Origin of the sequence: Dysgonomonas sp. ZJ709, from assembly GCF_011039195.1 — a bacterium.
GTDB lineage: Bacteria > Bacteroidota > Bacteroidia > Bacteroidales > Dysgonomonadaceae > Dysgonomonas.
Genome location: NZ_JAAKEM010000021.1, coordinates 20,659 through 44,238, shown reverse-complemented (window position 1 = coordinate 44,238; position 23,580 = coordinate 20,659). Strand labels below are relative to the sequence as shown.

Sequence of the window (23,580 nt, the reverse complement as noted above, 5' to 3'; positions counted from 1 at the left end):
GACTTTACAACTAGTCTATTCAACTTGCAAAAATAAGCATTTTATGTATTGAATAGCCTTTGCTATAAGAAAAAGTGAGCAGATATTAAAGAATTTATATACCTGCTCACCTTTTTCTTATGTTTGTTACTTTATTCGGTCATACGTTTAATTATGCTGTAGGCTTCTACAATACCCATCTCTCCCGCTTTACGCATATCATCGAGTGCGCGATCTTTATCTTTTACCTGGAATCGGCCTAATCCTCGGTTGTAGTACGCTTCTGCAAATTCAGAATCGTTTCTGATTGCTTCATTATAGTCTAGGATAGCCGAGCGATAATCATTTTGTTTGTATCGTATTTCTGCGCGGTTATAGTATGCATAAATAAATTTGGGATCAAGCTCTATCACCTTATTATAATTTTTGATAATAAGATCATATTCCAGTTTGCTTGGATCGAGCATATTCGTGTTCGACAGGTCTGTTCCTTTCTTAGGGCCGTTTAGTGTAAGAACCTCATTACCTTGCTCTGCTTGACGGTCGAAATCAGTCGAATTTTCTTTCAGTTCCAGCTGTTTTGTATATACAACTGCCAGATTGAAATATGCTAATGTAAAGCTCGGATCTAGCTGGATTGCTTTATTGAAATCTTCGATAGAGCTTGAGAAATCCTGAACCAGCATATTATCCATTGCCCGTGCAAAGTACAGATCCGCATTTGTAGGATCATTGCCTATTTGTCTCGATAGTTCGTCTATAGATTTGAAGTGTTCCTGTACTTGTAATTCATTCAGCGGAGCCTCGCAATTCGTAACTCTTAGTTTACGTGCAAAAACATTCTTTTTGTTTGCTGCATCCACGAGTTGGCTAAAGTATACAAAGCGTCTCAAGTCATTTGCTTTTTCGTAATAGGTCACTACAAAGCGAGGTTCAAGATCTACTTTCACTTGCCTATTTTGAATACGACCTCTCGAGTTATTGTTACCGTATTTACTCTTTTCTTCCTCTTTCTTATCTGCAACAACTAATAGATTAAACTTATCTATATCTTTATCCGATTTCTCTCTCGTTTTATCTTTTTCTTCACCAGTACCTTTTCCTCCTTTAGCTAGGTTCTGGCGTATCCGATTTTCTTCGTTCCGTGCATAATTGAAATCTCGTTCAGCCCCTTTCAGGTCGTTTTGGCGGCGTTTTATTTCGGAGCGGGTGTAGAATCCTTGATAAAATTCAGGATATTCGGCCAATACTACGTTTAGGTCGTTAAGCGCACCTTTATAGTTTCCAATATTATTTTTGAGTAAGGCTCTATTGAAGTATGCGATATAGTTATTGGGTTCAAATGTCAGTACAACATCGAAATCGGCAATAGCTCTGTTATCATCTCCTACCTGAGCTCGTAGTAACCCTCTATTGAAGCGCGCAATGATGTTATTTGGGTCTTGATCTACTACTTTGTCGTAGTCGGCCATAGCTCCGCGTAGGTCATTTCTCGAATAGCGAATCAGACCTCGGTTGATATAATTGCCGGTTTGAAGAGGTTCCAGACGTATTGCTTCGTCCAGATCATTCAAGGCATTATCAAAATCTTTTTTATTGTAATATAATAAACCTCTCATGGAATAGGCCTGAGGTAAATATTTGTCAATTTTAATTGCGGCGTTATAGTTATCAAATGCTTGGACTGTATCACCTTTTTCCTGATACATAGCCCCTCGTACCAAAAGGCCTTGAGTGTATGTAGGGTATAATTTCAGTAAGGTATTCAGATTCTTTTCAGATTCTTCAAAATCTTTCTTTTGGATATTTACAACACCCATGTTTATCAATACAAACTTGTCGTTAGGATAAACATCCAATGCCCTTTTGTAATCTTCCAATGCACCGTCGTATTCGTTTTGAGCCTGGCGGGCATCAGCTCTCAGCTGATAGGCTTTGGTCATAAAGGGATTTCGTTCGAGAGCAAGTGTGCAGTCATCTTCTGCCCCCTTGGTGTCATCCAGATAGAACTTGGCAATGGCTCTATAGAAGTAAGGCTCAGCGAGAAAAGGCTTCGCTTTTATGGCCTGGTTAAAATACTGTATGGATAGTATATAGTCTTCGTAATAAAGAGCATTTCGCCCAATAAGTATTACTCTGTCTGTATTTATCTGAGCAGACATCAGAAGACTGTAAAATAGAGCGAAAAGGATGACCGTAAATTTCTTCACATCAATAGTTATTATTCTTTGAGCCACAAATATATAAAGAAAAGAAAGAGAGGCTTAAACAAGCCTCTCTTTTTAATATATTTTTTAGTTTTCGAAGTAGTCGTCGTGATAGTATGAATTCTTTTTCAGATAATATGTCTTATCTCCATAATAGCGGGATGTTCCATAATAACCTTCTCTACCTTTAACATCATTAAATACCAGTGCAACATTTTCAATTCCGTCGAATTTAAGTTGATTGATTACACTTTTAAAGAATGACTTGTTCGTTTTGCCACGACGTACTGCGAATAGGGTTGTATCAACCATACGTGCCAGTACATATGCGTCTGAAACAAGTCCTACAGGGCTACAGTCTATTATGACATAGTCGTATTTAGTTTTCAGGTATTCTATCAGTTCTTTCGTTTTCTCTGTTTTTATCAACTCACTCGGATTAGGAGGTAGCGTTCCGGCAGGGATAATGTCAAATCCATATTCGGGAGGTGACAATATTATATCTTCAAGCTCTACTTGCCCTATGAGGTAGTTAGAAACACCTTTATTACTATCCAATTGCAGTGTTTTAGCAATAGAAGGGCGTCTAAGGTCTAGGTCTACAACAATAACTTTCTTTCTCATTAACTGATATACTGAAGCAATATTTGTAGCTATAAATGTTTTACCGTCACCCGGTTCGGAGGATGTAACAAGTACTGTAATGTTGCTTTCTCTCCTAGCCATGTATTCCAAACGAACCCGCATATTACGGAACGATTCGGCAAAACTTGATTTAGGATAGTTTTTAACGAGCACAACTCCGGTTTTTAGTTTTTTAGAAATATTTTCGATTGTACCAATCACCGGTAAGCCGGATATTTTTTCACACTCTTCTTTTGTTGAAATTGTATAATTGAAAATCTCCTCTTTGAGTACTATAAAAATTAAAGGTAATAGGATGCCAATAAAAAAGAAAAACATGTAATTCTTTTGCATATCGCCACCATTGTTCGGCCCACTGAATATTCTTGGCATTTCCCATATAAAGTTATCGGGAGTGTTTGATGCTTTTTGTATTTGTGCTTCATAACGCTTTTGAGTCAAGAACTGGAAGTACATCTCATTCACTTTAAACTCGCGCTCAAATTTTATTAAATCTCTTTCTTGAGGAGGAAGATTGTATACTTTTAGATCAAGAAGTTGATATTTTTTAACCAAGCCATCTTTGCTATTCTGTAGCCTACTTTGTATGAGTTGCAACTCTGATAGTATTTGAGTTCTCAGACCATTTAATGAGTCTATTGTTTTGTTGTATAGTGGATTTTTAGCACCAAGATACCTTGATCTGGCTAAAAGGTCATTATATTCGGTAATGAGCGACGTGAGTTTACTTTCTTCAAGTCCAACAACTGTTGGATTGATTAGCTCTGTATTTCCCAGTATAGATTCACCGATCTTTTGCGTAACAATTAAGGTTGCACGTTCTTTCAGAGCAAGTTTTTCCTTCTCTTCATCAGCTTGATCGATCTCTAGTCTCAATCCTTGTGATGTAATCTCATAGACCCCTGTTTCTTTTTGGAATTTATCAAGTGCTGCTCTGGACGATTGCAGCGAGTCGTTGATTATGCCTAATTGTCTTTCGATAAAATTGATCGTTAAATCTGCCTGTTGATTTTTTAGGAATAAGTTATAGCCCTGAAATTCTTCCAAGAGAGTTGTTAAGTAGTCTATGTCGCGATAAGGATCTGTGCCAGACATGAAAATCTCTAGTGCTGTTCCACTATCGTCTTTTAAAACAGGTATAATACGATTGCTATACATGCCTATTAATTGTCCGTCTGATAAGAATCTGAAGCTGAAAGGCTCAAAATCTGCTGTATACGAACCCGTTTTTTCTAATTTAATAGTGAATTTAGGATTTGTTACCTCTTTATTGTACGGAACTACAACTGAAAATTCGGGAATCTTATTATCTTCATCTTCTTCGTAATATATACGACAATAATTGTCATCGACTGGCGCTACGTTGAATGTATGGGCATATGCATCTTCTGGGAGATCGATAATCTCAATTCTTATTGGCGTAACAGTATATATACTGAATCTTTTGAAATGAGTTTGACGAAAATAGTCAACTCGCATTTTTTGAGGAAGATTCTTTACCGCACGTTCTGTCATACCAAATGATGCCAATAGTATTTGTTGGTTAGTGGTATTCCGAAGTAGATTTCCCATTGGGACGGCATTTACAACACCGGTATTTCCTCTATCCTCGAGCATCATAAGTGCTTGTGTAGTATATACTGCTACCCACGATTTGTTTTCCAGATAAGCGATACCAAGACAAATCAGAATTGAGAGTACGAAAAGATACCAATATTTAAGGATTCTATAGAACCAAAGTACAAAATCGAAAGATATACTTGTCTTAGCCTTTATTTCATCGAAATAAGGGTCATTGGTTTCAATCGTATTTCTGTTGTTTCTGTTCATATTTTATCTTCAGAGTCGAATTTATTAAAAATTATATGTAGCCGCAAAAACTAAGAACGTTAAAGGTACCATAATTGTTGCGACAAAAGAATTCAAGGATGTGATGTTAAAAAATGCATTTCTATTAGTCGGGAAATATATCACATCGTTGGGTTGTATATAATAGAATTCGGATTGAATAACATCTTGAGTTCTAAGATCAAATGTCTTTACTATCGAATTGCCGTTTACGTCTTTGCGAACAATACTCACTTTACTCAAGTCCATAGATTCTGTTGTTTGTCCTGAGATTGCTAAAGCCTGGTAAATACTCATATTCTCTTTATATACAGAATATGATCCTTGTTTGCCATTTGATAAAACATAGAAAATATTACTAGCAAGACTGATCTTTACTTGAGCGTCTATAATAGACTCCTGCATAGCCTTTTGGATAATTTCTTCGGCTTCCTGTATTGTGTGTCCGGCAATTTTTATTGGTCCGAAATAGGGCAATACTATAGTGCCGTCATCATAGATTGTAAATAATTTTACAGCCTGTCCGTTTTGAGTAAGCAGGGTATTAAATGTTTCTAAGAATTCTTTGTCGCCGGTCAATATCATACACGTTATGATATCTTCTTTTGCCAGGCGGTATTCTTTGTACGATTCTAAAATATACGCCTTATCTATAGCCTGCAGGTAATTTGTTTCCTCACTTGATATACAAGAAGAAAAGAATCCGGTAATCGTCATACCACAAATTATATAATATAATATATATTTCATCATTAAATAACTCTAAGTGCAAATATTATTACTCCGGCAACTGATGTTAAAAGGCCAACAAATCCAACGAAAGAAGTTGAAGCACCTAAGAACTTACGTTTTCCTTGTGGTATATATATTACATCATTTGGCTGTATATAGTAAAAATCAGTATTGACAATATCCTCACTTCTAAGGTCGAACGTTTTTAAGATAGAGCTACCATTTGCTTGTCGCAAAATGCTTACTTTTGTCCGATCTCCGTATGGCGAAATGGTACCCGATAATGCCAAAGCTTGATATATAGTCATTTGGGTGGTGTTCATTGTGATTCGTCTGGCACCGGCTTCACCCAGAACACTGAAATATCTATTCGATAGATTAACATCAGCAGAAGTACCTTCGGCAAACTCATCTAATTTAGCCGAAATTACGTTTCTAGCTTCAAGTATGGTAAGTCCTTCCATATGGACTTTTCCAATATAAGGGAAGGTTATATTTCCGTCAGCATATACGGGTATAGGTCTTATTTGCCAAGTGTTTTCCTGACCTCTGATTTGACCTGCACCTTGAGCTGTATTATCGACGTTGTTTATCCATGTAAAATTGGGTGTATAGCCCGCAAATAGCTCTCCGGCCTCTTTGTCCATGGAGTATACGGTAATAGTCAATAAGTCTCCAGGTATTATTTTGTATTCCTCAGGCGATGCATTTGGATAGCTTTTTTCTATTTCTTGTAATAGGTCTGTTTGTCTATTCGTTACACACGAATTGGAAATGCATAAAATGCAAATGCCGATCAAAAATATCTTTATTTTACTTTTCATAAAAGGCTAATTTCTTTGTATTTATTTTTGAACAGCTTTTACCCGATAGCCACAATTGGTTCTACCCTTAATAAGATTATTAAGTTTTCCTTTTATTAATTGTCTGCGAATTCCTGATATTTTATCAATAAAAAGCTTTCCTTCTATGTGGTCATATTCATGTTGGATACAGCGTGCAAAAAAATCACCGTAGGTTTCATCATGAGCCACAAAGTTTTCGTCTAAATATTGTATACGTATATTTGCTTCTCTTTCTACCGGCTCTGATATTCCCGGAAGGCTGAGGCATCCTTCATCCATTTTTACTATATCACCGCTGTATTCTACTATACGTGGATTTATAAATACCTTCTTAAAGTCAGCATATTGAGGATTATCTTCAGCTAAAGGTTCGAGATCAATTACAAAGAGACGAATGTCGAGTCCGATTTGAGGTGCGGCTAGACCAATTCCATCAGCATTATACATGGTTTCGAACATATTAGCAATCAATTCTTTCAGATTAGGATATTCCTGAGTGATGTCGCTGGCTATTTTTCTGAGTACTGGTTGCCCGTAAAGATATATCGGTAAAATCATATAGTTTATACTTTGTTTTGTAAACGAAGGCTTTCCATATAGTCTTGTAGGATAATAGCAGCGCTAATCTCATCTACAAGAGCTTTGTTTTGCCTGTCTTTTTTCTTTAATCCACCGTCAATCATTGCTTTCTGGGCAAGGGCTGAGGTGAAACGCTCATCGTAATATTCGATCCGAATATCAGGATAAATAGATTGCAGTTTTTTCACGAAAGGACGAATGTGAGTCATATTCTCAGAATACTCATTATTCATCTGTTTCGGTAATCCAACAACAATACATTCAACGTCTTCTTTTTCCATATAGGACTTCAAAAAGTCGAAAAGGGTATGTGTGCGTACAGTGGTCAGTCCGTTTGCGATAATTTTCAATGTATCCGAAACTGCGATACCTGTCCGCTTTGTCCCATAGTCTATAGCTAATAGTCGTCCCATAATACAAAACAAAGGTAGATAAAAAAAATTATTTATCTGTAATATACTTAGATAATTAGTGGAAAGTATCTGCTGTAGTAACAAAATAAGTGGCATGTACTGTTAAAACAGAAAAGGATAGTAAAAAAACTATCCTTTTCTGTATAACTTATCTAGCTCAAATTTAATTCCTAAGATGCTCGAAACTTCTTCGTTTAAGCTCGAAATCACGACCCAGATATTTTTCTCTCACTATTTCATTGGATGCTAATTCTTCTGCAGAACCTTGAAATAAGACTTTACCTTCGAATAGTAGATAGGCTCTGTCTGTAATACTCAAAGTTTCATCTACATTATGGTCGGTAATGAGAATTCCGATATTCTTGTATTTTAGCTTAGCAACTATTTCCTGAATGTCTTGTACCGCAATGGGGTCTACTCCTGCAAATGGTTCGTCTAGCATAATGAATTTAGGGTCTATTGCAAGACAACGAGCAATTTCGGCTCTACGTCTTTCACCTCCTGAAAGGCGGTCACCCAGATTCTTCCTTACTTTGTGAAGTCCAAATTCATCAATCAGGCTTTCCAGTTTTTCTTTTTGGTAAGCTTTGCTTGTTTTAGTCATTTCAAGTACCGAGCGAATATTATCTTCGACAGTCATTTTACGAAAAATAGAAGCTTCTTGTGCCAGATATCCAATACCATTTTGTGCACGTTTATATACAGGATAGGCTGTAATCTCTTTTTCGTTGAGGAATATCTTCCCTTCATTAGGCATCACGAGACCAACAGTCATATAGAATGTGGTTGTTTTACCTGCTCCGTTAGGACCGAGTAAACCCACAATCTCACCTTGTTTCACTTCGATCGAAACATGGCTTACAACTGTACGCGATTTGTATTTCTTTACCAGATTTTCGGTGCGCAGCACCATTTGCTCGGGTTCTTCGTTCATGCCTGCAAGATAAGCTTTTTTAGTATAAAACAGTAACCCATCCGTGAGTGTCTTCTTCGTCACCCAATTGGATTCCTTTCAGTTTGTTGTATAACTGAGTGCTGATAGGTCCCGCATTACCGTCTTTAGATATAACATACGATTTATTCTCATCTATATCATCGACACGTAAAATGGGGCTTATTACAGCGGCAGTTCCTACTTGTCCGGCTTCTTCGAATGTAGAAAGTTCTTCTTCCGGAACTTGTCTTTGTTCTACTTTCATCCCCATGTCCTGAGCCAATTGCATTAAGCTTTTGTTAGTAATGGACGGAAGTACCGATGATGAAAGAGGTGTAATGTATGTATTGTTCTTTATCCCGAAAAAATTAGCAGGGCCACATTCGTCCAGATATTTTTTCTCTTTGGCATCCAGATATAGTACAGCGGAATATCCCATTTTGTGGGCTCTATCTCCTGCTACAAGACTGGCTGCATAATTGCCACCTATCTTGATTGTACCTGTTCCGAGAGGCGCGGCGCGGTCGTATCCGCGAAAAATAGCTACCGGTGTCGGTTTGAATCCTTCTTTGAAATAGGGTCCAACAGGTGTAACAAATACAACAAAAAGGTATTCGCTTGCCGGTTTAACTCCCACCTGAGGACTAACACCAATTAATAAAGGGCGAATATATAGAGATGCTCCACTCTCGTAAGGTGGTACAAAACGTTCGTTCAATTTTACGGCTTTAACTACAGCTTCTTCGAAAATCTCGACAGGGAGTTCAGCCATCATAATACCTTGGCTCGAAGAAATCATGCGTAGTGCATTTTCGCGCATTCTGAAAATTCGGGTTTTTCCGTCTTTTCCCTTAAAAGCTTTTAATCCTTCGAATGACTCTTGCCCGTAGTGGAGGCAAGTTGCAGCCATGTGTAGATTAATTTCTTCGGAAGTTGTTTCAGCGGGCGTACTCCATTTTCCGTCCTTGTAATGACTCCTTACATTGTAGTCTGTCTTTATGTAACCGAAAGACAAGTTTGACCAATCTATTGCATCCATAATTTATATTATTATTACTTGACTTTACAAAAGTATAATTTTACTCGGTATAATGTTGATATTTGTGCTAAATATATATAAGATTTTTCTTCGTTTTTCCTTATTCAGCAGGTTGTTGGCACAATCTGTCTATAAAGAGGATACCTTGGAGATGATCATATTCGTGTTGAAAAATAACACCCGTGAAATCACCTTCGCGAGATGTTCCCATTAAACGTTCTTTAGTCAAAATGCCTTTTTCGTCGTAATATTCAACCTCTACCCATGCGTGACGTTTCGTTGTGCCGCTTATGTTAGGTACAGATAAACATCCGTCTCTTTCGAAGCAAATCGTTTCGGTAGACTGGTTGGTTATACGTGGGTTAATGGCTACCTGCACAGGATAATCGGGTTTGTCAATTCGTAGAAACAGGAATATATTTCGTCCAAGTCCCACTTGTGGAGCAGCGATGCCTACTCCCTCTTCAAGTTTCATCGTTAGTTTCAGGCGCTCGATGAATAGCTGTAAATCCTTGTCGCTTGCGATATCCTTAACGTTATCAATATCAATACTCTTTTTTCGTAAGAATAGTGAATCCTCGGTGTTGTCTGTTTGCAAAACCTTAAACGGTGTATTTGAATCTGCACTGTTGATTAAATCTTTTTCTACTTTGGTCATGGTTTTAAATGAATTGCAGGAGCAAAACGACATAGTTATAATTGATAATATTAATATGTAAATGTTTTTGTTCACCTGATTGGAATTAATATTGACTACAAAGTTACAAATGATTTTGAATGCAAATTACAAATTATAGTGAATAATGTGCTGCTAATTGATTCAATTTAACTCTATATCTTATTTATTATTTAGAGTTAAAATTAACGTAGATAAGATCTTTTAATGATTTATAATCAATAACTTGTTATATATTAACGCTTCTCCATGAACACAATGATTCTTCCTTCTGTTTTAAAAAATACATAGTATCAACTTATATAAATTTCATATTATGAATAATATTCCTATTGTAGTAGAACAGCTTTACCCGGTACCTGTATCTAAGGCCTGGGAGGCTATAACCGACAAAAATCAGATGAAAGAATGGTATTTTACCATCGACGATTTTGAACTGAAGCAAGGTGCTGAATTTAATTTTGATGTTAATGTGCCTGACGGAGATTTTATATATCACCACCGTTGTGTGATAAAAGAGATAATCCCCGAAAAGAAATTCAGTCATACATGGACGCACCCTAGCCATAGTAAGGGAGAATCGTTAGTTACATGGAGCTTGCACCCTGTAGAAGGCGGCACTAAAGTGAGACTCACTCATGAGGGTGTCGAAAATTTTGCAGATGGGGGAGAAAACTTTGCCAGAGAAAATTATGTGGCAGGATGGACGGAAATTTTAGGAACATACCTGAAAGAATTTTTAGCGGAATAATAAATGAATCATTTATTAACGTGAATTCGATATAAGCATTATACAATTATGAGTTATGAATTGGCATCATATTTTCGTCTATTTTTTCATCCCGAACTGAAAGGAGGGATCTGTTATCTTATAGCAATGGATATCCTTTCAGTTTGGGATAACAAACTCGAATGAAGATTTTATTGTTCTTTTCCTTATTTCGAATTCACGTTGTATTAATAACAAAAACAATTAAATAAGATGGCTACAAAAATTAATCCAGTGGTTTGGTTCGAGATTTATATAAACGATATGGCTCGTGCCCGTAAGTTTTATGAAACAGTATTAGGTAAAGAATTGATAGATATGCCTATGGGTGAACAAACCGATTTAGAAGATTTTGAAATGGTAATGTTTCCTTTTGCCGACGACATGAATGCACCGAATGCATCCGGGGCATTGGTGAAGATGGAAGGAGTGGAAGCCGGAGGTAACAGTACGATAGTATATTTTGGTTGTGACGACTGTGCCGTGGAGGAAAGCCGTGTAGTTGCCGCCGGAGGAAAAGTGATGAAAACTAAGTTCTCTATCGGCGAGTATGGTTTTATTTCTCTTTGTTTCGATACCGAAGATAATTGCTTCGGGTTGCACTCCATGAAATAAACCAAAAGCAAATAAAGATGGAACGAAAGAAAGTAGATATCACTGTGTGGGTGCTGGTCGATATTTCGCCCGATATCGTGTGGAGATATTGGAATAACCCCGCGCATATTGTTGGCTGGAACAGTGCATCCGATGATTGGCATACAACTAATGCTATCAACGATTTGCGAGTCGGGGGGTATTTTAGTTCCCGTATGGAGGCCAAAGATCACAGTATGGGATTTGACTTCGAAGGGCGCTATGATGAAGTTGTACCCAATAAAAAGATTGCCTATACACTTGCCGATGGGCGTAAAGTGAAAGTTGTATTTACCGAGGTAGATGACAAAACGGAAATCACGGAGACATTCGATGCCGAAGGTGAGAATCCAGTAGAACTACAGCGTGAAGGTTGGCAGGCTATTCTTAATCGATTTAAACATTACGTAGAGTCGAACGAAAAACAACAATAAATTATGAAACATCAAATAACCCCATGCTTATGGTTTGACGGTAAGGCAGAAGAAGCCGCCCGTTTCTATGTGTCTGTATTCAAGAATTCGAATATAAAAAGTATTTCCCATTACGGAAAAGAGGGGTATGAAATTCACAATCAGAAAGAGGGGACGGTAATGACAGTAGAATTCGAGATTAACGGTCAAACCTTTACCGCACTTAATGGCGGGCCTATATTTCAGTTCAACGAATCAGTTTCGTTTCAGGTATATTGCGATACTCAGGACGAAATTGATTATTATTGGGATACGCTTACTGCCGATGGTGGCGAGGAGAGTTATTGTGGCTGGCTGAAGGACAAATTCGGGCTGTCGTGGCAAATCGTTCCATCCATCTTGGTCGAACTGATGAGGGATCAGGCAAAAGCAGGACGCATAATGGAAGTATTTATGCAAATGAGAAAGCTGGATATAGAAAAGATAAAAAATGCCTACTGATATACGCTCTCTGTTATCCTGATGGCAGGAAGTATTTTAGAATTGACTACAAAGTCGCCAATGATTTTGAATGCGAATTGTAAAACATTAAATAATAAAAATAAGAAAAGCGGACGAGAGCCCGCTTTTCTTGTATTCAATAGTGATAAGTTTATGACAATCTTTTCAAGCGATATAGCAATTGTTGTATTGCTTCTTGATAATCGTCAATAATAGCTTGAGTAAATGCTTCTGCAAATAATTCACGTTGAGATTCTGTGTATTTGAAGAATTCTTCGGCATGCTTAATAATGTCTGTAGGATTAGTTGTTTTTGGTATTACAATATCCAAATCTCCTTTTATTGCATACGAAGTTTCTACAATACGGTCTGTTGCATCAGCCAAATCAGCAATTGCTTGATCTAGGGCAATGTGGCGTGCATAGCTCGCATCACCTTTAACATGCCAGTGATAAAGTTTTAAACTGCTGTTGAATCCAAATAGTTTACCTAAAAATTCACCAACTTCTGCATTTGCAGTAGATGATTTTGTTTGTTTTAATGTACTTGTTGACATAATGATATAATTTTATTTATTAAATGTTTCTTATATAGACAAATATAACGATTTTATCTTGAGAGATCAAGTCCTTGCGATTGAAACTTTATATCCTTCATAAATGTAGTTTATGAAGGTAAGCTTTAGGTCGAATAAAAGCAATCTGTATATATTAGAACGATATTAATGCTATTTTTGTTCAAACAATTTCTCGAAATAGCATGGAAATATCACAAGAAATATTAAAAAGAAAGGGCGCACTTAAATTCGCCCTGCTGTCACCGGATATAATAAATTTATTGAATAGAGGGCTGATCGAATCGGTGAATCTCACGGAATGGCTCGCGGTAGATCATGGGGTATTAGTGAAAAATGTTTTGCCTCATAAGTATCAGGAATCGTGTTTATCTGCTCTTGCCGATTTGAAACAGAAAACGGCTATGCAATCTACATTAGCTGTCGGAAAAGCATTGCATGAGCAGACTTGCGGTCGTGATTCTCAATTGTTGTCAACTTTGGCTGGTCATGTTTCAGATAGTGTTCGCTGTTGGGCGACTTATCTTGTTGGATTGAATGATAGTTTAAACATAAGTGAAAAGCTGAATGCAATAAAGCCTTTCGCTGCCGATTCTCATTTTGGTGTGCGTGAGATCTCGTGGATGGCTATGAGATCTAGTCTTGATAGCAATTTGGAACAAGCGATTGCGATTTTATTGCTTTGGGTGCAGGACGAAAATGCGAATGTCCGTCGCTTTGCCACTGAAGCCATTCGCCCCAGAGGTGTGTGGTGCAAACATATAGACAGACTGAAAGAAGAGCCTCGGCTAGCTTTACCAATTCTTGATGTATTAAAATCTGATCCATCCAAATATGTACAGGATAGTGTAGGTAATTGGTTGAACGATGCGAGTAAAACTCAGCCCGATTGGGTAGTTGAACTCTGTGAGCAGTGGGGGCAACAGTCTAATACGAAAGAGACTACTTATATAATAAAGAAAGCGTTAAGGTCAATTTCATAGAATCTTAATTATATGAAGTCGTCTTGACTTTTTGTTTTTCGTATTATTTTGTCATCCTGAGGAACGAAGGATCTTGGTTAGGAGATGCTTCACTATCGTTCAGCATGACAAAGAGAGTAAACAAAAAGAAAACATTTTGAAAAGTCAAGACGACTTCTATATATAGAAGTGTTAGCACAAGAATAATTTTTACAATGATGGCGGTAATGTTGGTGTTATTAATCTTTTTCATATTCTTTATTTGCATTGTTGTTGCAATGGTAGGGTATTGTATATTCTCTATTTTTAAGAAAGATAAAATAGCTTATGGGTTTTATTTATTTGGAATGGGTTTATTAGGATTGCTAATTATTGCTATTATTCTCACCTCGCTTCTTAGATATTTCAAATAGAAATTTTATTTCACAATTTGTATTAGAGAAGTAGATATATCAATGTTTGTAAACGAAATGAAAATATATATTGTAATAAAAGATTGGATTACAGATTATCCTAACCCTATAACCCTTAGGGGAGGGCAGGATGTAGTGATAGATAATTCGAAGAAAGATGATACGCCCGATTGGCAGGGGTGGGTATGGTGCATATCCAACGACAATGCCGGTTGGGTTCCCGAACAAATTCTTCAGGTGAGGGATCGAACGAGTTCGTCGATTTCAAAAGCAATGGTCTTAGAAGATTACTTCGCAAAAGAACATAATGTGGGTGTAGGAGAAATGGTAGTCGGAAATAAAATAGTTAATGGATGGCTCTATTGTAGAAAAATGGATGAGGAAGTCTTTGGCTGGTTGCCTCTTTCTAATTTGGATGAAGTGTAAATTTATTTATCCAGATAAATTCGTCTCATTCTTACGATATCGACTTTCAATTCTTTAGTGAGAAAATCCATAACCGTTCCATGATCTCTTTTTATTTGATTTATTCCTGCTTGTAAGAACATTTTTTTAGCTGTGAATATAGGCTCAGCACGAGGGTACTTGTTTATTATATTGGAGTATTTGTCTTCGAGGTACTTGTTTGAGGATAAATAGTCTTCCATGATTGTTGCTTCGTCTACTCCCAATGCGAATAGTATAAGTGCTGCTCCCATCCCTGCCCTGTCTTTTCCTGCCGAACAATGGAAGGCTAACGGTGCGCTAAGGTTGTTTTGGACAATAGCAAAAAGTATTCTGAAAGCTCTTACACATACAGGGTCGCTTACCAACAAGCGATTCATGTGTTTCATATGCAGATTAACATTCGATTTCAATAAATTTGCCTGAATTCCTTCCGAACTTAGATTCCCCGGTGTGATGGCGATCGGGTATGTAAAACGTGCACTCGGAGGTAGTTTGTCGGGCGCTCGTCTCGACTCGTTTTCTGCTCTGAAGTCAATAACGGATGTGATAGGTATGCTCGATAAATAGGTCAGGTCTTCGTCAGTCAGATTACTCATGTCGTCGCCACGGAAGAGTTTTCCCCACTTTATATATCTGCCTTCTGCTGTTTTTATTCCTCCCAGATCGCGGAAATTGTAAGAGCCTGCCATAGGGAGATGTCTCTCTGCCAGAACAGATCTTCCTTTGGGTGTCATCAGTCCGAAATAGCTGCGTGCTGTAAGGCTCACATTTAAGGGGAATATGCCTTTGCCTTTGCCTTTTAAGATGGGTGTCGTGAAATCAATATCTTCCACCGAGAATCCGGCGTATAACGCCCATTCATCTGAAATGTCTATTTCCAGACTAGCGGCTTTAGACTGCTTGTCACGCAATATTCGGGCTTTCAGATTAATATCTTCTCCCTGATACATCGAGATCGACTTGTTCAACGGCAATACCATGATTTATTGTAAGAGAGGACAAAAATACATTATTTTTTACTAATAAATTCATATAGTAAGTGTAATCTATTCAGAAATAGTATAAATAGGCTCAAGTGTGAAAAAACAGTAAATCTTTACAAAAATAGGCTAAGCTGTTGATTAACCACAATCACTTACATATCTTTGCTATAGAGACGCAGTAATAATACGCTTATTGATCTACATGGTAATAAAAAAAATAACATATCTTCTTAGTTCCATATTCTTTTTGGCTAGTTGTACTCAAGATACATCGATATCTGTACTTTGCGAAAAAGATTCAAAAGACAATTATCTGTTAAAATGGGAGCTGTTTCCGGATCTGGATAATATACCCGTCGAGATTTATATGTCCGACAATGATACTATTTTCCCATCCTCACCTTTACGTGTAGTTAATTCGGGCGACTACATTGCTGTAATAAATGATACGATCCACAATATGCATCGAAAATATTTCAGGCTTAAGGTCGGAGGTAAGATGTCGGGAGTCGTAACTAACCGTTATTTCGAATTGGATAGTATACAGAATTTCAGAGACATTGGAGGATATTATACGAATGACAACCGTCAGATTCGTTGGGGCAAAATATTTCGTTCGGGGAATTTTGCTAATATGACACGCAAAGATGCTCAAGAATTAAATGAACTGGGTGTTAAAACCGTGTTAGATATGCGTTCTCAAGATGCCAGAGAGAAATATGCAAATTATATGCAGTCTTCGTGCTACATAAGAATACCTGTTATTAGTAACGGATATAATTCGATATCGAAACAGATTATCGACGGACATTTCTTGCGTGGAGATGCTATTATTTACACTCAGGACATATATAAAGATATGGTCGAAAATTATTCAGAGCAATTTGCCCTGATGTTTGATTATTTGTGCAACGAAGATAATTATCCGGTAGCATATCATTGCTATTTGGGTAAAGATCAGTCGGGGTTAGCTTCATATCTTTTGTTGCGGGCACTTGATGTATCGCCCGAAACCGCAGAGGATGATTATATGGGATCTAATCTGGGCATAGATAGGAGCAAGCTGATTAAACGGGTTGATACCCTATCCGAGTCGATGCAAGAGGCACTGACTATGTTGACAAAAACAGATTTAGCTTACCTCAAATATGGGATTTCGTGGATGAGGACAAAAAGTGGTTCAGTGGATGATTATATGACTGAAGAATTGAGGCTGACCCCTGATAAGAGGAAGAAATTACGGGAAATATTACTGTATTAAAATAAAAAAACTCCGCTGCAATGGTTGCAGCGGAGTTTTTTTATTCAGAGTAACTTTACCTGTTTGTTTTATTCTTCAGACAGTGAATCTATTTCTTCTTGAGAAACGATGTCAAGTAATTCTACTTCAAATATCAAAGTAGAAAAAGGTTTGATTGTTCCTTGATCTCTTGTTCCGTATGCTAAATCGTAAGGTATGTATAGCATCCATTTAGACCCTACAGGCATCAATTTAAGGGCTTCAGTCCATCCTTTTATAACGTGACCTACTGCAAATGTAGTCGGTTCGTTTCTGTCATAACTGCTGTCGAATTGTGTCCCATCGATCAGCGTTCCTTTGTAATGAACTTTTACGATGTCTGTTGCCGATGGTTTTGCTCCTGTTCCTTCTGTAATAACTTTATATTGTAAGCCATTAGGCAGTGTTACTACACCTGCTTTTGCTTTGTTTTCAGCCAAGAAGTTTTCACCTGCTGTAACTTGTTCTGCGTATTGAGCTTTCAAGGCATCAGCCGCTTCAGCTTCTTTGCGTTGTTGAACCTGTTGTGCTTTTTGTTGAATTATATCCTGAGGATTGTTTACATCAAAAAGAGGTGTTTCGTTTTTTAGTCCGCTAATGAAAGCATAAACAAAAGCATCGCGATTAATTGCATCCTCTTGTCCTAATACTTCTGCGGAGAAATTCTTAGTCATCGATCCTACTTGGCTTGCTATGGCAATACCCGAGTTGAATGCCGGGCTGGTAGAACTTTCTAGCATCGCTTGTTTGAAGCCTGCAAGAAAATCTTCCATGTTTACAGCATTTGCTGTGGTAGCAGAATCAAGTTTTACTTTTAGCTCTTTTCTCAATTGAGTTTGTTTTGCAGCATCCGATTCGGTTAATATTCTTTGCTCATAATCAGCACTTATAGCTGTCGTGTCTGTTAGTACACCCATTTGAGTAAGGTATTGAGGAAGACCTTGCGACATTGCTATTCCATAAACGTACGAAACAGAATCACTTTCTGTTTTGATAGATGGAGTCGATAATTCAGTTGGCTTTGCGCCTTTTTTAGAATTTGCTTTTTTCTGACCGAAAGCATTAGACGAAGCTAATACTGCAACCGAAAGAAGACCAAAGAGTAATACTTTTTTCATTTTATAATCTGATTTGTAATTTCTTAAATACAATACTTTTTTAGTTTTGTAGTCGCAAAAATAATACTTTTTAGTTATCTAAATGAAGGCTTTAGAGAAAGTTATTTTAAAATCTTACAAAAACATTAAAAACTAATCATTACCTTTGCGCCTCCTTTATTAGGTCTGGCTCTCTTTTTCATTTTTTCATTTTGGGGTGAGAGTAGGATCAGAAAGGTTATTTTACCTCAATTATTGAAAAGAATTAATGAAAACATTTGAAGAGTTAGGTGTTGCTGCGGATATCCGCAAAGCAATCGAAGAAATGGGTTATGAAAACCCGATGCCGGTGCAAGAGGAAGTGATTCCGCACTTGCTTGGCGAACTAGGCGAAACGAACGACGTAATTGCGTTGGCTCAGACTGGAACAGGTAAAACAGCAGCATTTGGTCTGCCGGTTTTACAAAAAGTAAATGTAAAAGAAAATGTGCCTCAAGCACTGATTCTTTGTCCTACACGCGAACTTTGTTTGCAAATAGCAGGCGATTTAGCTGATTATTCCAAGTATATTGATCATTTAAGAGTACTTCCTGTATATGGCGGTTCGAGTATCGATAGCCAGATTAAAGCGTTGAGGAGAGGTGTGCAAATAATTGTTGCTACTCCCGGACGTTTGATCGACTTGATCAACAGAAAAACTGTAGAATTGTCGAATATTAAGTATGTAGTACTTGATGAAGCTGACGAAATGTTGAACATGGGATTTATGGAAAGTATCGATGAGATTCTTTCTAAAGTGCCGGACGAACGTATGATGCTTCTATTCTCGGCTACAATGCCTAAAGAAATCGCAAAGATTACGAAGAAATACATGAAAAGCCCTAAAGAAATTACGATTGGTCGTAAGAACGAAGGGACTACTAATGTGAAGCATATTTACTATATGGTGCATGCTAAAGATAAATATCTTGCACTTAAGCGTATTGCCGATTTCTATCCGAATATTTATGGTATCGTTTTCTGTCGCACACGCCGTGAGACTCAGGAGATTGCCGATAAATTAATACAGGATGGCTATAGTGCAGATGCTCTGCATGGCGATTTGTCGCAAGCACAACGCGACTATGTAATGCAGAAATTCCGCGTGCATGGTCTTCAGTTGCTGATAGCAACAGACGTTGCTGCCCGTGGACTGGACGTAGATAGCTTGACGCATGTTATCAATTATGGTTTACCTGATGATATCGAATCATATACTCACCGAAGCGGTCGTACAGGTCGTGCCGGAAAAACAGGTATATCGATTGCTATTGCCCATGTGAAAGAAAAAGGCAAAATCAGAGAAATCGAAAAAATCCTTAACCGTAAATTCGAGCAAGGTGTAATGCCGACAGGTGATGTTATTTGTGAAAAACAATTACTTGATCTTGTTGACAGAATCGAAAAAGTAAAAGTAAACGAAGAGGAAATTGCAAAACTTCTTCCTGATGTTTACCGTAAACTTGACTGGTTAGAAAAAGAAGATATTATCAAACGTGTAGTTTCGTTAGAATTTAATCGTTTGATCGACTACTATCAGGATGCAGACGAAATAGAATCTCCTGCCGATCGTGGAAGTTCACGCGGTGGTGAAGATAGTTTCCCTCGCAAAAGAGACAGAGGCGAAAGAGGCGCTCGCGGAGCAGAAAGCGGATATTCTCGTATCTTTATCAATGTAGGACGTACCGATAACGTTAATCCTGCAACATTGATGGGAATGGTTAACGACTTTGTTCCTGAAAAAATTAATATTGGACGTATCGATATATTGCAAAATTTCTCATTCTTCGAAGTGCCTGAGCGTGATGCTCAAAAAGTATTGAAATCGATGGGTAATCAAGAGCAAAACGGACGTCGCATATCAGTTGAACTAGCTCAAAACGGTGGCGGTTCAGGTGGTGGCGGAGAACGCAGTAGCGATCGTGGCGGCAGCCGTGGTGGTTCGGGCGGTGGCGGTGGTTTCCGCAGCAGCGGTCCTCGTGGCGGTGGCTCGGGTGGCGGCGGATATCGTGACGATAGAGGCGGCGGACAACGCAGAAGCAGCGGTGGCGGTGGTTCAAGATCATCAGGTTCATCTCCGAAAGAACACCGAAAAGGTGGTGGCCGTAAGCCTAAATTTTCGTAATGAAATAGTCTTTTAAAGAAGATTTTTAATAATAAGGGCCTGTTGATATTTATCAGCAGGCCCTTATACTTATGTTAAACATTGAAATTTACGCAAATATCGTTTACCGAATAGCTTTTGTTTTATATATTTGCTATATTATTCTCTTTGCAAAAAGGGATTTTTTTAGATAGAGAAAGCTTATGAGCGAACAAAATAATATATCTGTTTTAGACAGAGTTAATTATCCATCCGATTTGAAGAACTTGTCGATAGAAGAGTTGGAAACTCTCTGTTCGGATCTTCGTCGTTTTATCATAGATCAATTAAGTACCAATCCGGGACACTTCGGTTCCAGTTTAGGCACAGTGGAACTTACTGTTGCACTTCATTATGTATATAATACTCCTTACGACCGCCTTGTATGGGATGTGGGTCATCAGGCATATAGTCATAAAATTTTAACAGGAAGAAAAGATCGGTTTAATACCAATCGTCAGTTTGGTGGGTTAGCAGGGTTTCCTAATCCGGAAGAGAGTGAATATGATGCTTTTATAGCAGGGCATGCTTCGACTTCTATATCGGCAGCCTTAGGTATGGCTGTTGCTTCTTCGATCAAGAATGAAGACAGACGTGCTGTGGCTATAATCGGAGACGGTTCTATGACCGGAGGCTTAGCTTTCGAAGCGTTGAATAATGCAACCTCACAGCCAAATGATATTCTTATCATTCTCAACGATAACGATATGGCTATCGATGACAATGTGGGAGGGATAAGGGACTATCTGGTGAAAATGACAACATCTCCTACCTACAATCGGGTAAGGAACGATGTTTACCAGAAGTTCAAAAAAGGAAATCTTATAACAGAAAAAGGTAAAAACTTTATTCTTCGGTTCAACAATAGTCTGAAATCGCTTATCACAAAGCAACAGAACATATTCGAAGGATTTAATATACGCTATTTCGGTCCGGTTGACGGACACGACCTAAGGGGGTTGATTCGTATCTTGCAGAATATTAAAGATATGAAAGGGCCTAAAATGTTGCATATCCATACCATCAAAGGTAAAGGATTTGAACCGGCTGAAAAGTCTGCGACGCTATGGCATGCACCGGGTAAATTCGACAAAGAAACCGGAGAAAGAATAGTTGTCAGTTCAAAAGATCAACCACAATTATATCAAAATGTATTTGGACATACATTAGTCGAATTAGCAGGAAAAGATGAACGGATAGTCGGTATAACACCTGCCATGCCTTCGGGCTGCTCGATGGGATTCATGATGAAAGAGTTTCCCAAAAGGGCTTTCGATGTAGGTATAGCAGAAGCACATGCAGTTACTTATTCGGCGGGATTGGCCAAAGAAGGTTTGATTCCGTTTTGTAATATCTATTCATCGTTTATGCAGCGTGCTTACGATCAGGTGATACATGATGTTGCTATACAAAAGCTGCACGTGATAATGTGTCTTGATAGAGCTGGACTGGTTGGTGAGGATGGATCTACACATCATGGAGCATTCGATCTGGCATATATGCGCTGTATTCCTAATCTTACGATTGCATCACCATACAATGAGCACTATCTACGCCATTTGATGTATACTGCTACTTATGGCAATGATGGGCCTTTTGTAATTCGTTATCCGAGAGGACAAGGTGAATTGCGCGATTGGGAATGTGAAATGAAAATACTCGAAATAGGTAAAGGACGAAAACTTAAAGACGGTAAAGACCTTGCCGTATTATCGATAGGACCTATTGGCAATGTTGCGGCGCAAGCTATTGCTGCGGCAGAAGAAAAAGGATTTTCTATTGCTCATTACGATATGATATTCTTAAAACCTATAGATGAAGAGCTATTAAAAGAAGTTGCCCAAAACTACACAAATGTAGTAACTATCGAGAACGGTGTGATGAAAGGTGGTTTAGGCAGTGCTGCATTAGAATATTTTGCGGAAAATAATTATCAGAATATAAAAGTTACACGTGTTGGATTGCCTGATGAGTTTGTTACTCACGGGTCGGTAAAAGAGTTGAACAAACTCTGTGAAATAGATGCGGCAGGTCTGACAGATAGAATACTAGCTGCATTGAAGTAGAATAGACTAATACAATAACATAAATGAGAATTGTCATCGCGGGTGCAGGCGCAGTAGGCACACATCTGGCGAAGTTGCTTTCGGCAGAGAATCAGGATATCGTATTGATGGATCAGGATAAAGAGAAGCTCAACTTCTCGAAAAACAATCTGGAGATGATGACTATGAATGGTTCGCCAACTTCGTTGAAGGATCTGACAGAGGTTAGTATTAAAGAGACTGATCTTTTTATTGCTGTTACTCCCGATGAGTCTGTCAATATCACATCATGTATGCTTGCCTCGAATATGGGTGCAAAGAAGACTTTTGCCCGTATCGACAATTATGAATATCTTCTTCCTAAAAACAGAGAATTTTTTGAAAAGCTTGGTGTAAACTCGATGGTTTACCCCGAAATGCTGGCAGCTAAAGAGATTGTTTCGGCTGTCAAACGTCCATGGATACGCCTTTGGGTAGAACTGTGCGGCGGTGCAATCCTGCTTGTAGGTATTAAGGTTAGAGATAATGCAAGTATCGTGAATAAGCATTTGTATGATTTGGGTAGCGAAATGAAGAAGTATCATATCGTAGCCATAAAGCGTAATAATATGACCATCATACCCAACGGTAATAGTCAGATATTAGCGGGCGATCTTCTTTTTTTTACAACTACAAAGGGCGATCTGGATGAGATCCGCCGTGTAACGGGAAAGGAAGATTTCGAAGTGAAGGATATTATGATAATGGGCGGTAGCCGTATTGCGATACGTACGTGTCAGTATCTGCCTGATAACATGACGATAAAGCTTCTGGAGTCGGATAAGGAAAAGTGTCAGTTACTTCTCGAGAAAGTGCCGAATAATGTGACCGTGTATCACGATGACGGCCGAAATGCCGATTCGCTGATACAAGAGGGGATTGGAGGCATGGATGCCTTTATCGCTGTTACAGGTAATTCCGAAGCAAATATATTAGCATGTCTGGCTGCGAAGCGTTTAGGCGTACGCAAAACTGTAGCCGAAGTCGAGAATATGGATTATATTTCGATGGCAGAGAATCTGGATATTGGTTCGATTATCAATAAGAAGCTGATAACAGTTAGTAATATTTATAGATTTCTGCTTAGTGCTGATGTTTCGAATGTGAAGTCGTTAACCTTTGCCAATGCAGATGTGGCAGAAATAGTAGCACGACCAAATTCAAAAATTACAAAGAAAGAAATAAAAAAAATAACTCTACCCAAGAATGTAACTTTGGGTGGTCTGATACGCAATGGAGAGCCTATGATGATCGATGGAGATACCTTGGTGGAACCTTACGATCATGTTGTAGTATTCTGCTTGGATGATGCTTTGCGCGAGGCAGAAAAACTTTTCTATTGATAT

The 23,580-nt window shown here is 38.1% G+C and carries 22 protein-coding genes; 10 read left to right on the top strand and 12 right to left on the bottom strand.

All coding sequences use genetic code 11. The annotated features are described in order from the left end of the window. Positions 1 to 131: 131 nt before the first annotated feature. The 9 genes from G7Y56_RS13555 to def (G7Y56_RS13515) all read right to left on the bottom strand — a co-directional run bounded on the left by G7Y56_RS13555 (position 132) and on the right by def (G7Y56_RS13515) (position 9,879). Entirely contained in the window at positions 132 to 2,141 is a 2,010-nt protein-coding gene (locus G7Y56_RS13555) for a tetratricopeptide repeat protein (RefSeq protein ID WP_370457694.1), read from the bottom strand. Between the two features lie 132 nt (positions 2,142 to 2,273). Beyond that, positions 2,274 to 4,661 (bottom strand): exopolysaccharide transport family protein, encoded by a 2,388-nt coding sequence (locus G7Y56_RS13550; protein WP_165044253.1) that lies wholly within the window; start codon positions 4,659 to 4,661, stop codon positions 2,274 to 2,276. 24 nt (positions 4,662 to 4,685) lie between these two features. After that, a complete protein-coding gene (locus G7Y56_RS13545; RefSeq protein ID WP_165020963.1) occupies positions 4,686 to 5,429 on the bottom strand; it encodes a polysaccharide biosynthesis/export family protein in 744 nt (247 codons plus the stop codon). A 2-nt stretch (positions 5,430 to 5,431) separates the two neighbouring features. Beyond that, complete coding sequence (locus G7Y56_RS13540) at positions 5,432 to 6,235, bottom strand: polysaccharide biosynthesis/export family protein (protein ID WP_165020962.1); 804 nt, start codon at positions 6,233 to 6,235, stop codon at positions 5,432 to 5,434. A 21-nt stretch (positions 6,236 to 6,256) separates the two neighbouring features. Further along, positions 6,257 to 6,814 (bottom strand): peptide deformylase, encoded by a 558-nt coding sequence (def, locus tag G7Y56_RS13535; RefSeq protein WP_165044251.1) that lies wholly within the window; start codon positions 6,812 to 6,814, stop codon positions 6,257 to 6,259. Between the two features lie 5 nt (positions 6,815 to 6,819). After that, on the bottom strand, positions 6,820 to 7,248 hold the full coding sequence (gene ruvX, locus G7Y56_RS13530; RefSeq protein ID WP_165044249.1) for a Holliday junction resolvase RuvX: 429 nt from the start codon (positions 7,246 to 7,248) through the stop codon (positions 6,820 to 6,822). A gap of 163 nt (positions 7,249 to 7,411) precedes the next feature. Further along, positions 7,412 to 8,182 (bottom strand): LPS export ABC transporter ATP-binding protein, encoded by a 771-nt coding sequence (gene lptB / locus G7Y56_RS13525; protein WP_165021194.1) that lies wholly within the window; start codon positions 8,180 to 8,182, stop codon positions 7,412 to 7,414. 19 nt (positions 8,183 to 8,201) lie between these two features. Beyond that, a complete protein-coding gene (locus tag G7Y56_RS13520) occupies positions 8,202 to 9,221 on the bottom strand; it encodes a branched-chain amino acid aminotransferase (RefSeq protein WP_165044246.1) in 1,020 nt (339 codons plus the stop codon). 100 nt (positions 9,222 to 9,321) lie between these two features. Beyond that, the gene (def, locus tag G7Y56_RS13515) at positions 9,322 to 9,879 is read right to left on the bottom strand and encodes a peptide deformylase (RefSeq protein ID WP_165044244.1); all 558 of its coding nucleotides are present in this window, start codon (positions 9,877 to 9,879) and stop codon (positions 9,322 to 9,324) included. A gap of 334 nt (positions 9,880 to 10,213) precedes the next feature. Here def (G7Y56_RS13515) and G7Y56_RS13510 point away from each other — a divergent pair, with 334 nt between their 5' ends. The 4 genes from G7Y56_RS13510 (at position 10,214) to G7Y56_RS13495 (ending at position 12,213) form a co-directional block, all read left to right on the top strand. Beyond that, positions 10,214 to 10,648 (top strand): SRPBCC domain-containing protein, encoded by a 435-nt coding sequence (locus G7Y56_RS13510; protein ID WP_165044242.1) that lies wholly within the window; start codon positions 10,214 to 10,216, stop codon positions 10,646 to 10,648. A gap of 231 nt (positions 10,649 to 10,879) precedes the next feature. Continuing rightward, positions 10,880 to 11,281, top strand: coding sequence for a VOC family protein (locus G7Y56_RS13505; RefSeq protein ID WP_165044240.1), 402 nt, complete (start codon positions 10,880 to 10,882; stop codon positions 11,279 to 11,281). A gap of 17 nt (positions 11,282 to 11,298) precedes the next feature. Beyond that, entirely contained in the window at positions 11,299 to 11,733 is a 435-nt protein-coding gene (locus tag G7Y56_RS13500; protein WP_165020955.1) for an SRPBCC family protein, read from the top strand. A 3-nt stretch (positions 11,734 to 11,736) separates the two neighbouring features. Next, complete coding sequence (locus G7Y56_RS13495) at positions 11,737 to 12,213, top strand: VOC family protein (protein ID WP_165044238.1); 477 nt, start codon at positions 11,737 to 11,739, stop codon at positions 12,211 to 12,213. A 151-nt stretch (positions 12,214 to 12,364) separates the two neighbouring features. On the opposite strand, the gene G7Y56_RS13490 is transcribed toward G7Y56_RS13495, so the two are convergent. After that, complete coding sequence (locus G7Y56_RS13490; protein WP_165020953.1) at positions 12,365 to 12,769, bottom strand: DUF5856 family protein; 405 nt, start codon at positions 12,767 to 12,769, stop codon at positions 12,365 to 12,367. A 203-nt stretch (positions 12,770 to 12,972) separates the two neighbouring features. Between G7Y56_RS13490 and G7Y56_RS13485 the strand changes: the two genes are divergently transcribed. Both G7Y56_RS13485 and G7Y56_RS13480 read left to right on the top strand, forming a co-directional pair. Next, positions 12,973 to 13,770, top strand: a complete 798-nt coding sequence (locus G7Y56_RS13485) for a DNA alkylation repair protein (RefSeq protein ID WP_165044236.1) — start codon at positions 12,973 to 12,975, stop codon at positions 13,768 to 13,770. Positions 13,771 to 14,219: 449 nt separating this feature from the next. Continuing rightward, entirely contained in the window at positions 14,220 to 14,588 is a 369-nt protein-coding gene (locus G7Y56_RS13480) for an SH3 domain-containing protein (RefSeq protein WP_165044234.1), read from the top strand. A 2-nt stretch (positions 14,589 to 14,590) separates the two neighbouring features. Here G7Y56_RS13480 and G7Y56_RS13475 read toward each other — a convergent pair whose 3' ends face one another. Beyond that, positions 14,591 to 15,589, bottom strand: a complete 999-nt coding sequence (locus G7Y56_RS13475; RefSeq protein WP_255498754.1) for a tyrosine-protein phosphatase — start codon at positions 15,587 to 15,589, stop codon at positions 14,591 to 14,593. A 205-nt stretch (positions 15,590 to 15,794) separates the two neighbouring features. Between G7Y56_RS13475 and G7Y56_RS13470 the strand changes: the two genes are divergently transcribed. Then, on the top strand, positions 15,795 to 16,853 hold the full coding sequence (locus G7Y56_RS13470; RefSeq protein WP_165044232.1) for a tyrosine-protein phosphatase: 1,059 nt from the start codon (positions 15,795 to 15,797) through the stop codon (positions 16,851 to 16,853). Positions 16,854 to 16,921: 68 nt separating this feature from the next. On the opposite strand, the gene G7Y56_RS18820 is transcribed toward G7Y56_RS13470, so the two are convergent. Then, a complete protein-coding gene (locus G7Y56_RS18820) occupies positions 16,922 to 17,989 on the bottom strand; it encodes an FKBP-type peptidyl-prolyl cis-trans isomerase (RefSeq protein WP_165044230.1) in 1,068 nt (355 codons plus the stop codon). A 247-nt stretch (positions 17,990 to 18,236) separates the two neighbouring features. Here G7Y56_RS18820 and G7Y56_RS13460 point away from each other — a divergent pair, with 247 nt between their 5' ends. The 3 genes from G7Y56_RS13460 (at position 18,237) to trkA (ending at position 23,577) form a co-directional block, all read left to right on the top strand. Next, positions 18,237 to 20,132 carry a DEAD/DEAH box helicase gene (locus tag G7Y56_RS13460; protein ID WP_165044228.1) on the top strand — a complete coding sequence of 632 codons (1,896 nt, stop codon included), beginning with the start codon at positions 18,237 to 18,239 and terminating at the stop codon, positions 20,130 to 20,132. A 182-nt stretch (positions 20,133 to 20,314) separates the two neighbouring features. Further along, positions 20,315 to 22,216, top strand: coding sequence for a 1-deoxy-D-xylulose-5-phosphate synthase (gene dxs / locus G7Y56_RS13455; protein WP_165044226.1), 1,902 nt, complete (start codon positions 20,315 to 20,317; stop codon positions 22,214 to 22,216). Positions 22,217 to 22,239: 23 nt separating this feature from the next. After that, positions 22,240 to 23,577, top strand: coding sequence for a Trk system potassium transporter TrkA (trkA, locus tag G7Y56_RS13450; RefSeq protein WP_165020946.1), 1,338 nt, complete (start codon positions 22,240 to 22,242; stop codon positions 23,575 to 23,577). Positions 23,578 to 23,580: the final 3 nt, after the last annotated feature.

Excerpts from the sequence above, each read along its gene's own strand:
- def (WP_165044244.1), bottom strand. The coding sequence starts at position 9,879 with ATGACCAAAGTAGAAAAAGATTTAATCAACAGTGCAGATTCAAATACA.
- trkA (WP_165020946.1), top strand. The coding sequence starts at position 22,240 with ATGAGAATTGTCATCGCGGGTGCAGGCGCAGTAGGCACACATCTGGCG.
- ruvX (WP_165044249.1), bottom strand. The coding sequence starts at position 7,248 with ATGGGACGACTATTAGCTATAGACTATGGGACAAAGCGGACAGGTATC.
- G7Y56_RS13555 (WP_370457694.1), bottom strand. The coding sequence starts at position 2,141 with ATGTCTGCTCAGATAAATACAGACAGAGTAATACTTATTGGGCGAAAT.
- G7Y56_RS13500 (WP_165020955.1), top strand. The coding sequence starts at position 11,299 with ATGGAACGAAAGAAAGTAGATATCACTGTGTGGGTGCTGGTCGATATT.
- def (WP_165044251.1), bottom strand. The coding sequence starts at position 6,814 with ATGATTTTACCGATATATCTTTACGGGCAACCAGTACTCAGAAAAATA.
- G7Y56_RS13490 (WP_165020953.1), bottom strand. The coding sequence starts at position 12,769 with ATGTCAACAAGTACATTAAAACAAACAAAATCATCTACTGCAAATGCA.
- G7Y56_RS13485 (WP_165044236.1), top strand. The coding sequence starts at position 12,973 with ATGGAAATATCACAAGAAATATTAAAAAGAAAGGGCGCACTTAAATTC.
- G7Y56_RS13470 (WP_165044232.1), top strand. The coding sequence starts at position 15,795 with ATGGTAATAAAAAAAATAACATATCTTCTTAGTTCCATATTCTTTTTG.
- G7Y56_RS18820 (WP_165044230.1), bottom strand. The coding sequence starts at position 17,989 with ATGAAAAAAGTATTACTCTTTGGTCTTCTTTCGGTTGCAGTATTAGCT.
- lptB (WP_165021194.1), bottom strand. The coding sequence starts at position 8,182 with ATGAACGAAGAACCCGAGCAAATGGTGCTGCGCACCGAAAATCTGGTA.
- dxs (WP_165044226.1), top strand. The coding sequence starts at position 20,315 with ATGAGCGAACAAAATAATATATCTGTTTTAGACAGAGTTAATTATCCA.
- G7Y56_RS13540 (WP_165020962.1), bottom strand. The coding sequence starts at position 6,235 with ATGAAAAGTAAAATAAAGATATTTTTGATCGGCATTTGCATTTTATGC.
- G7Y56_RS13510 (WP_165044242.1), top strand. The coding sequence starts at position 10,214 with ATGAATAATATTCCTATTGTAGTAGAACAGCTTTACCCGGTACCTGTA.
- G7Y56_RS13475 (WP_255498754.1), bottom strand. The coding sequence starts at position 15,589 with ATGGTATTGCCGTTGAACAAGTCGATCTCGATGTATCAGGGAGAAGAT.
- G7Y56_RS13495 (WP_165044238.1), top strand. The coding sequence starts at position 11,737 with ATGAAACATCAAATAACCCCATGCTTATGGTTTGACGGTAAGGCAGAA.
- G7Y56_RS13545 (WP_165020963.1), bottom strand. The coding sequence starts at position 5,429 with ATGAAATATATATTATATTATATAATTTGTGGTATGACGATTACCGGA.
- G7Y56_RS13550 (WP_165044253.1), bottom strand. The coding sequence starts at position 4,661 with ATGAACAGAAACAACAGAAATACGATTGAAACCAATGACCCTTATTTC.
- G7Y56_RS13460 (WP_165044228.1), top strand. The coding sequence starts at position 18,237 with ATGAAAACATTTGAAGAGTTAGGTGTTGCTGCGGATATCCGCAAAGCA.
- G7Y56_RS13505 (WP_165044240.1), top strand. The coding sequence starts at position 10,880 with ATGGCTACAAAAATTAATCCAGTGGTTTGGTTCGAGATTTATATAAAC.
- G7Y56_RS13520 (WP_165044246.1), bottom strand. The coding sequence starts at position 9,221 with ATGGATGCAATAGATTGGTCAAACTTGTCTTTCGGTTACATAAAGACA.
- G7Y56_RS13480 (WP_165044234.1), top strand. The coding sequence starts at position 14,220 with ATGAAAATATATATTGTAATAAAAGATTGGATTACAGATTATCCTAAC.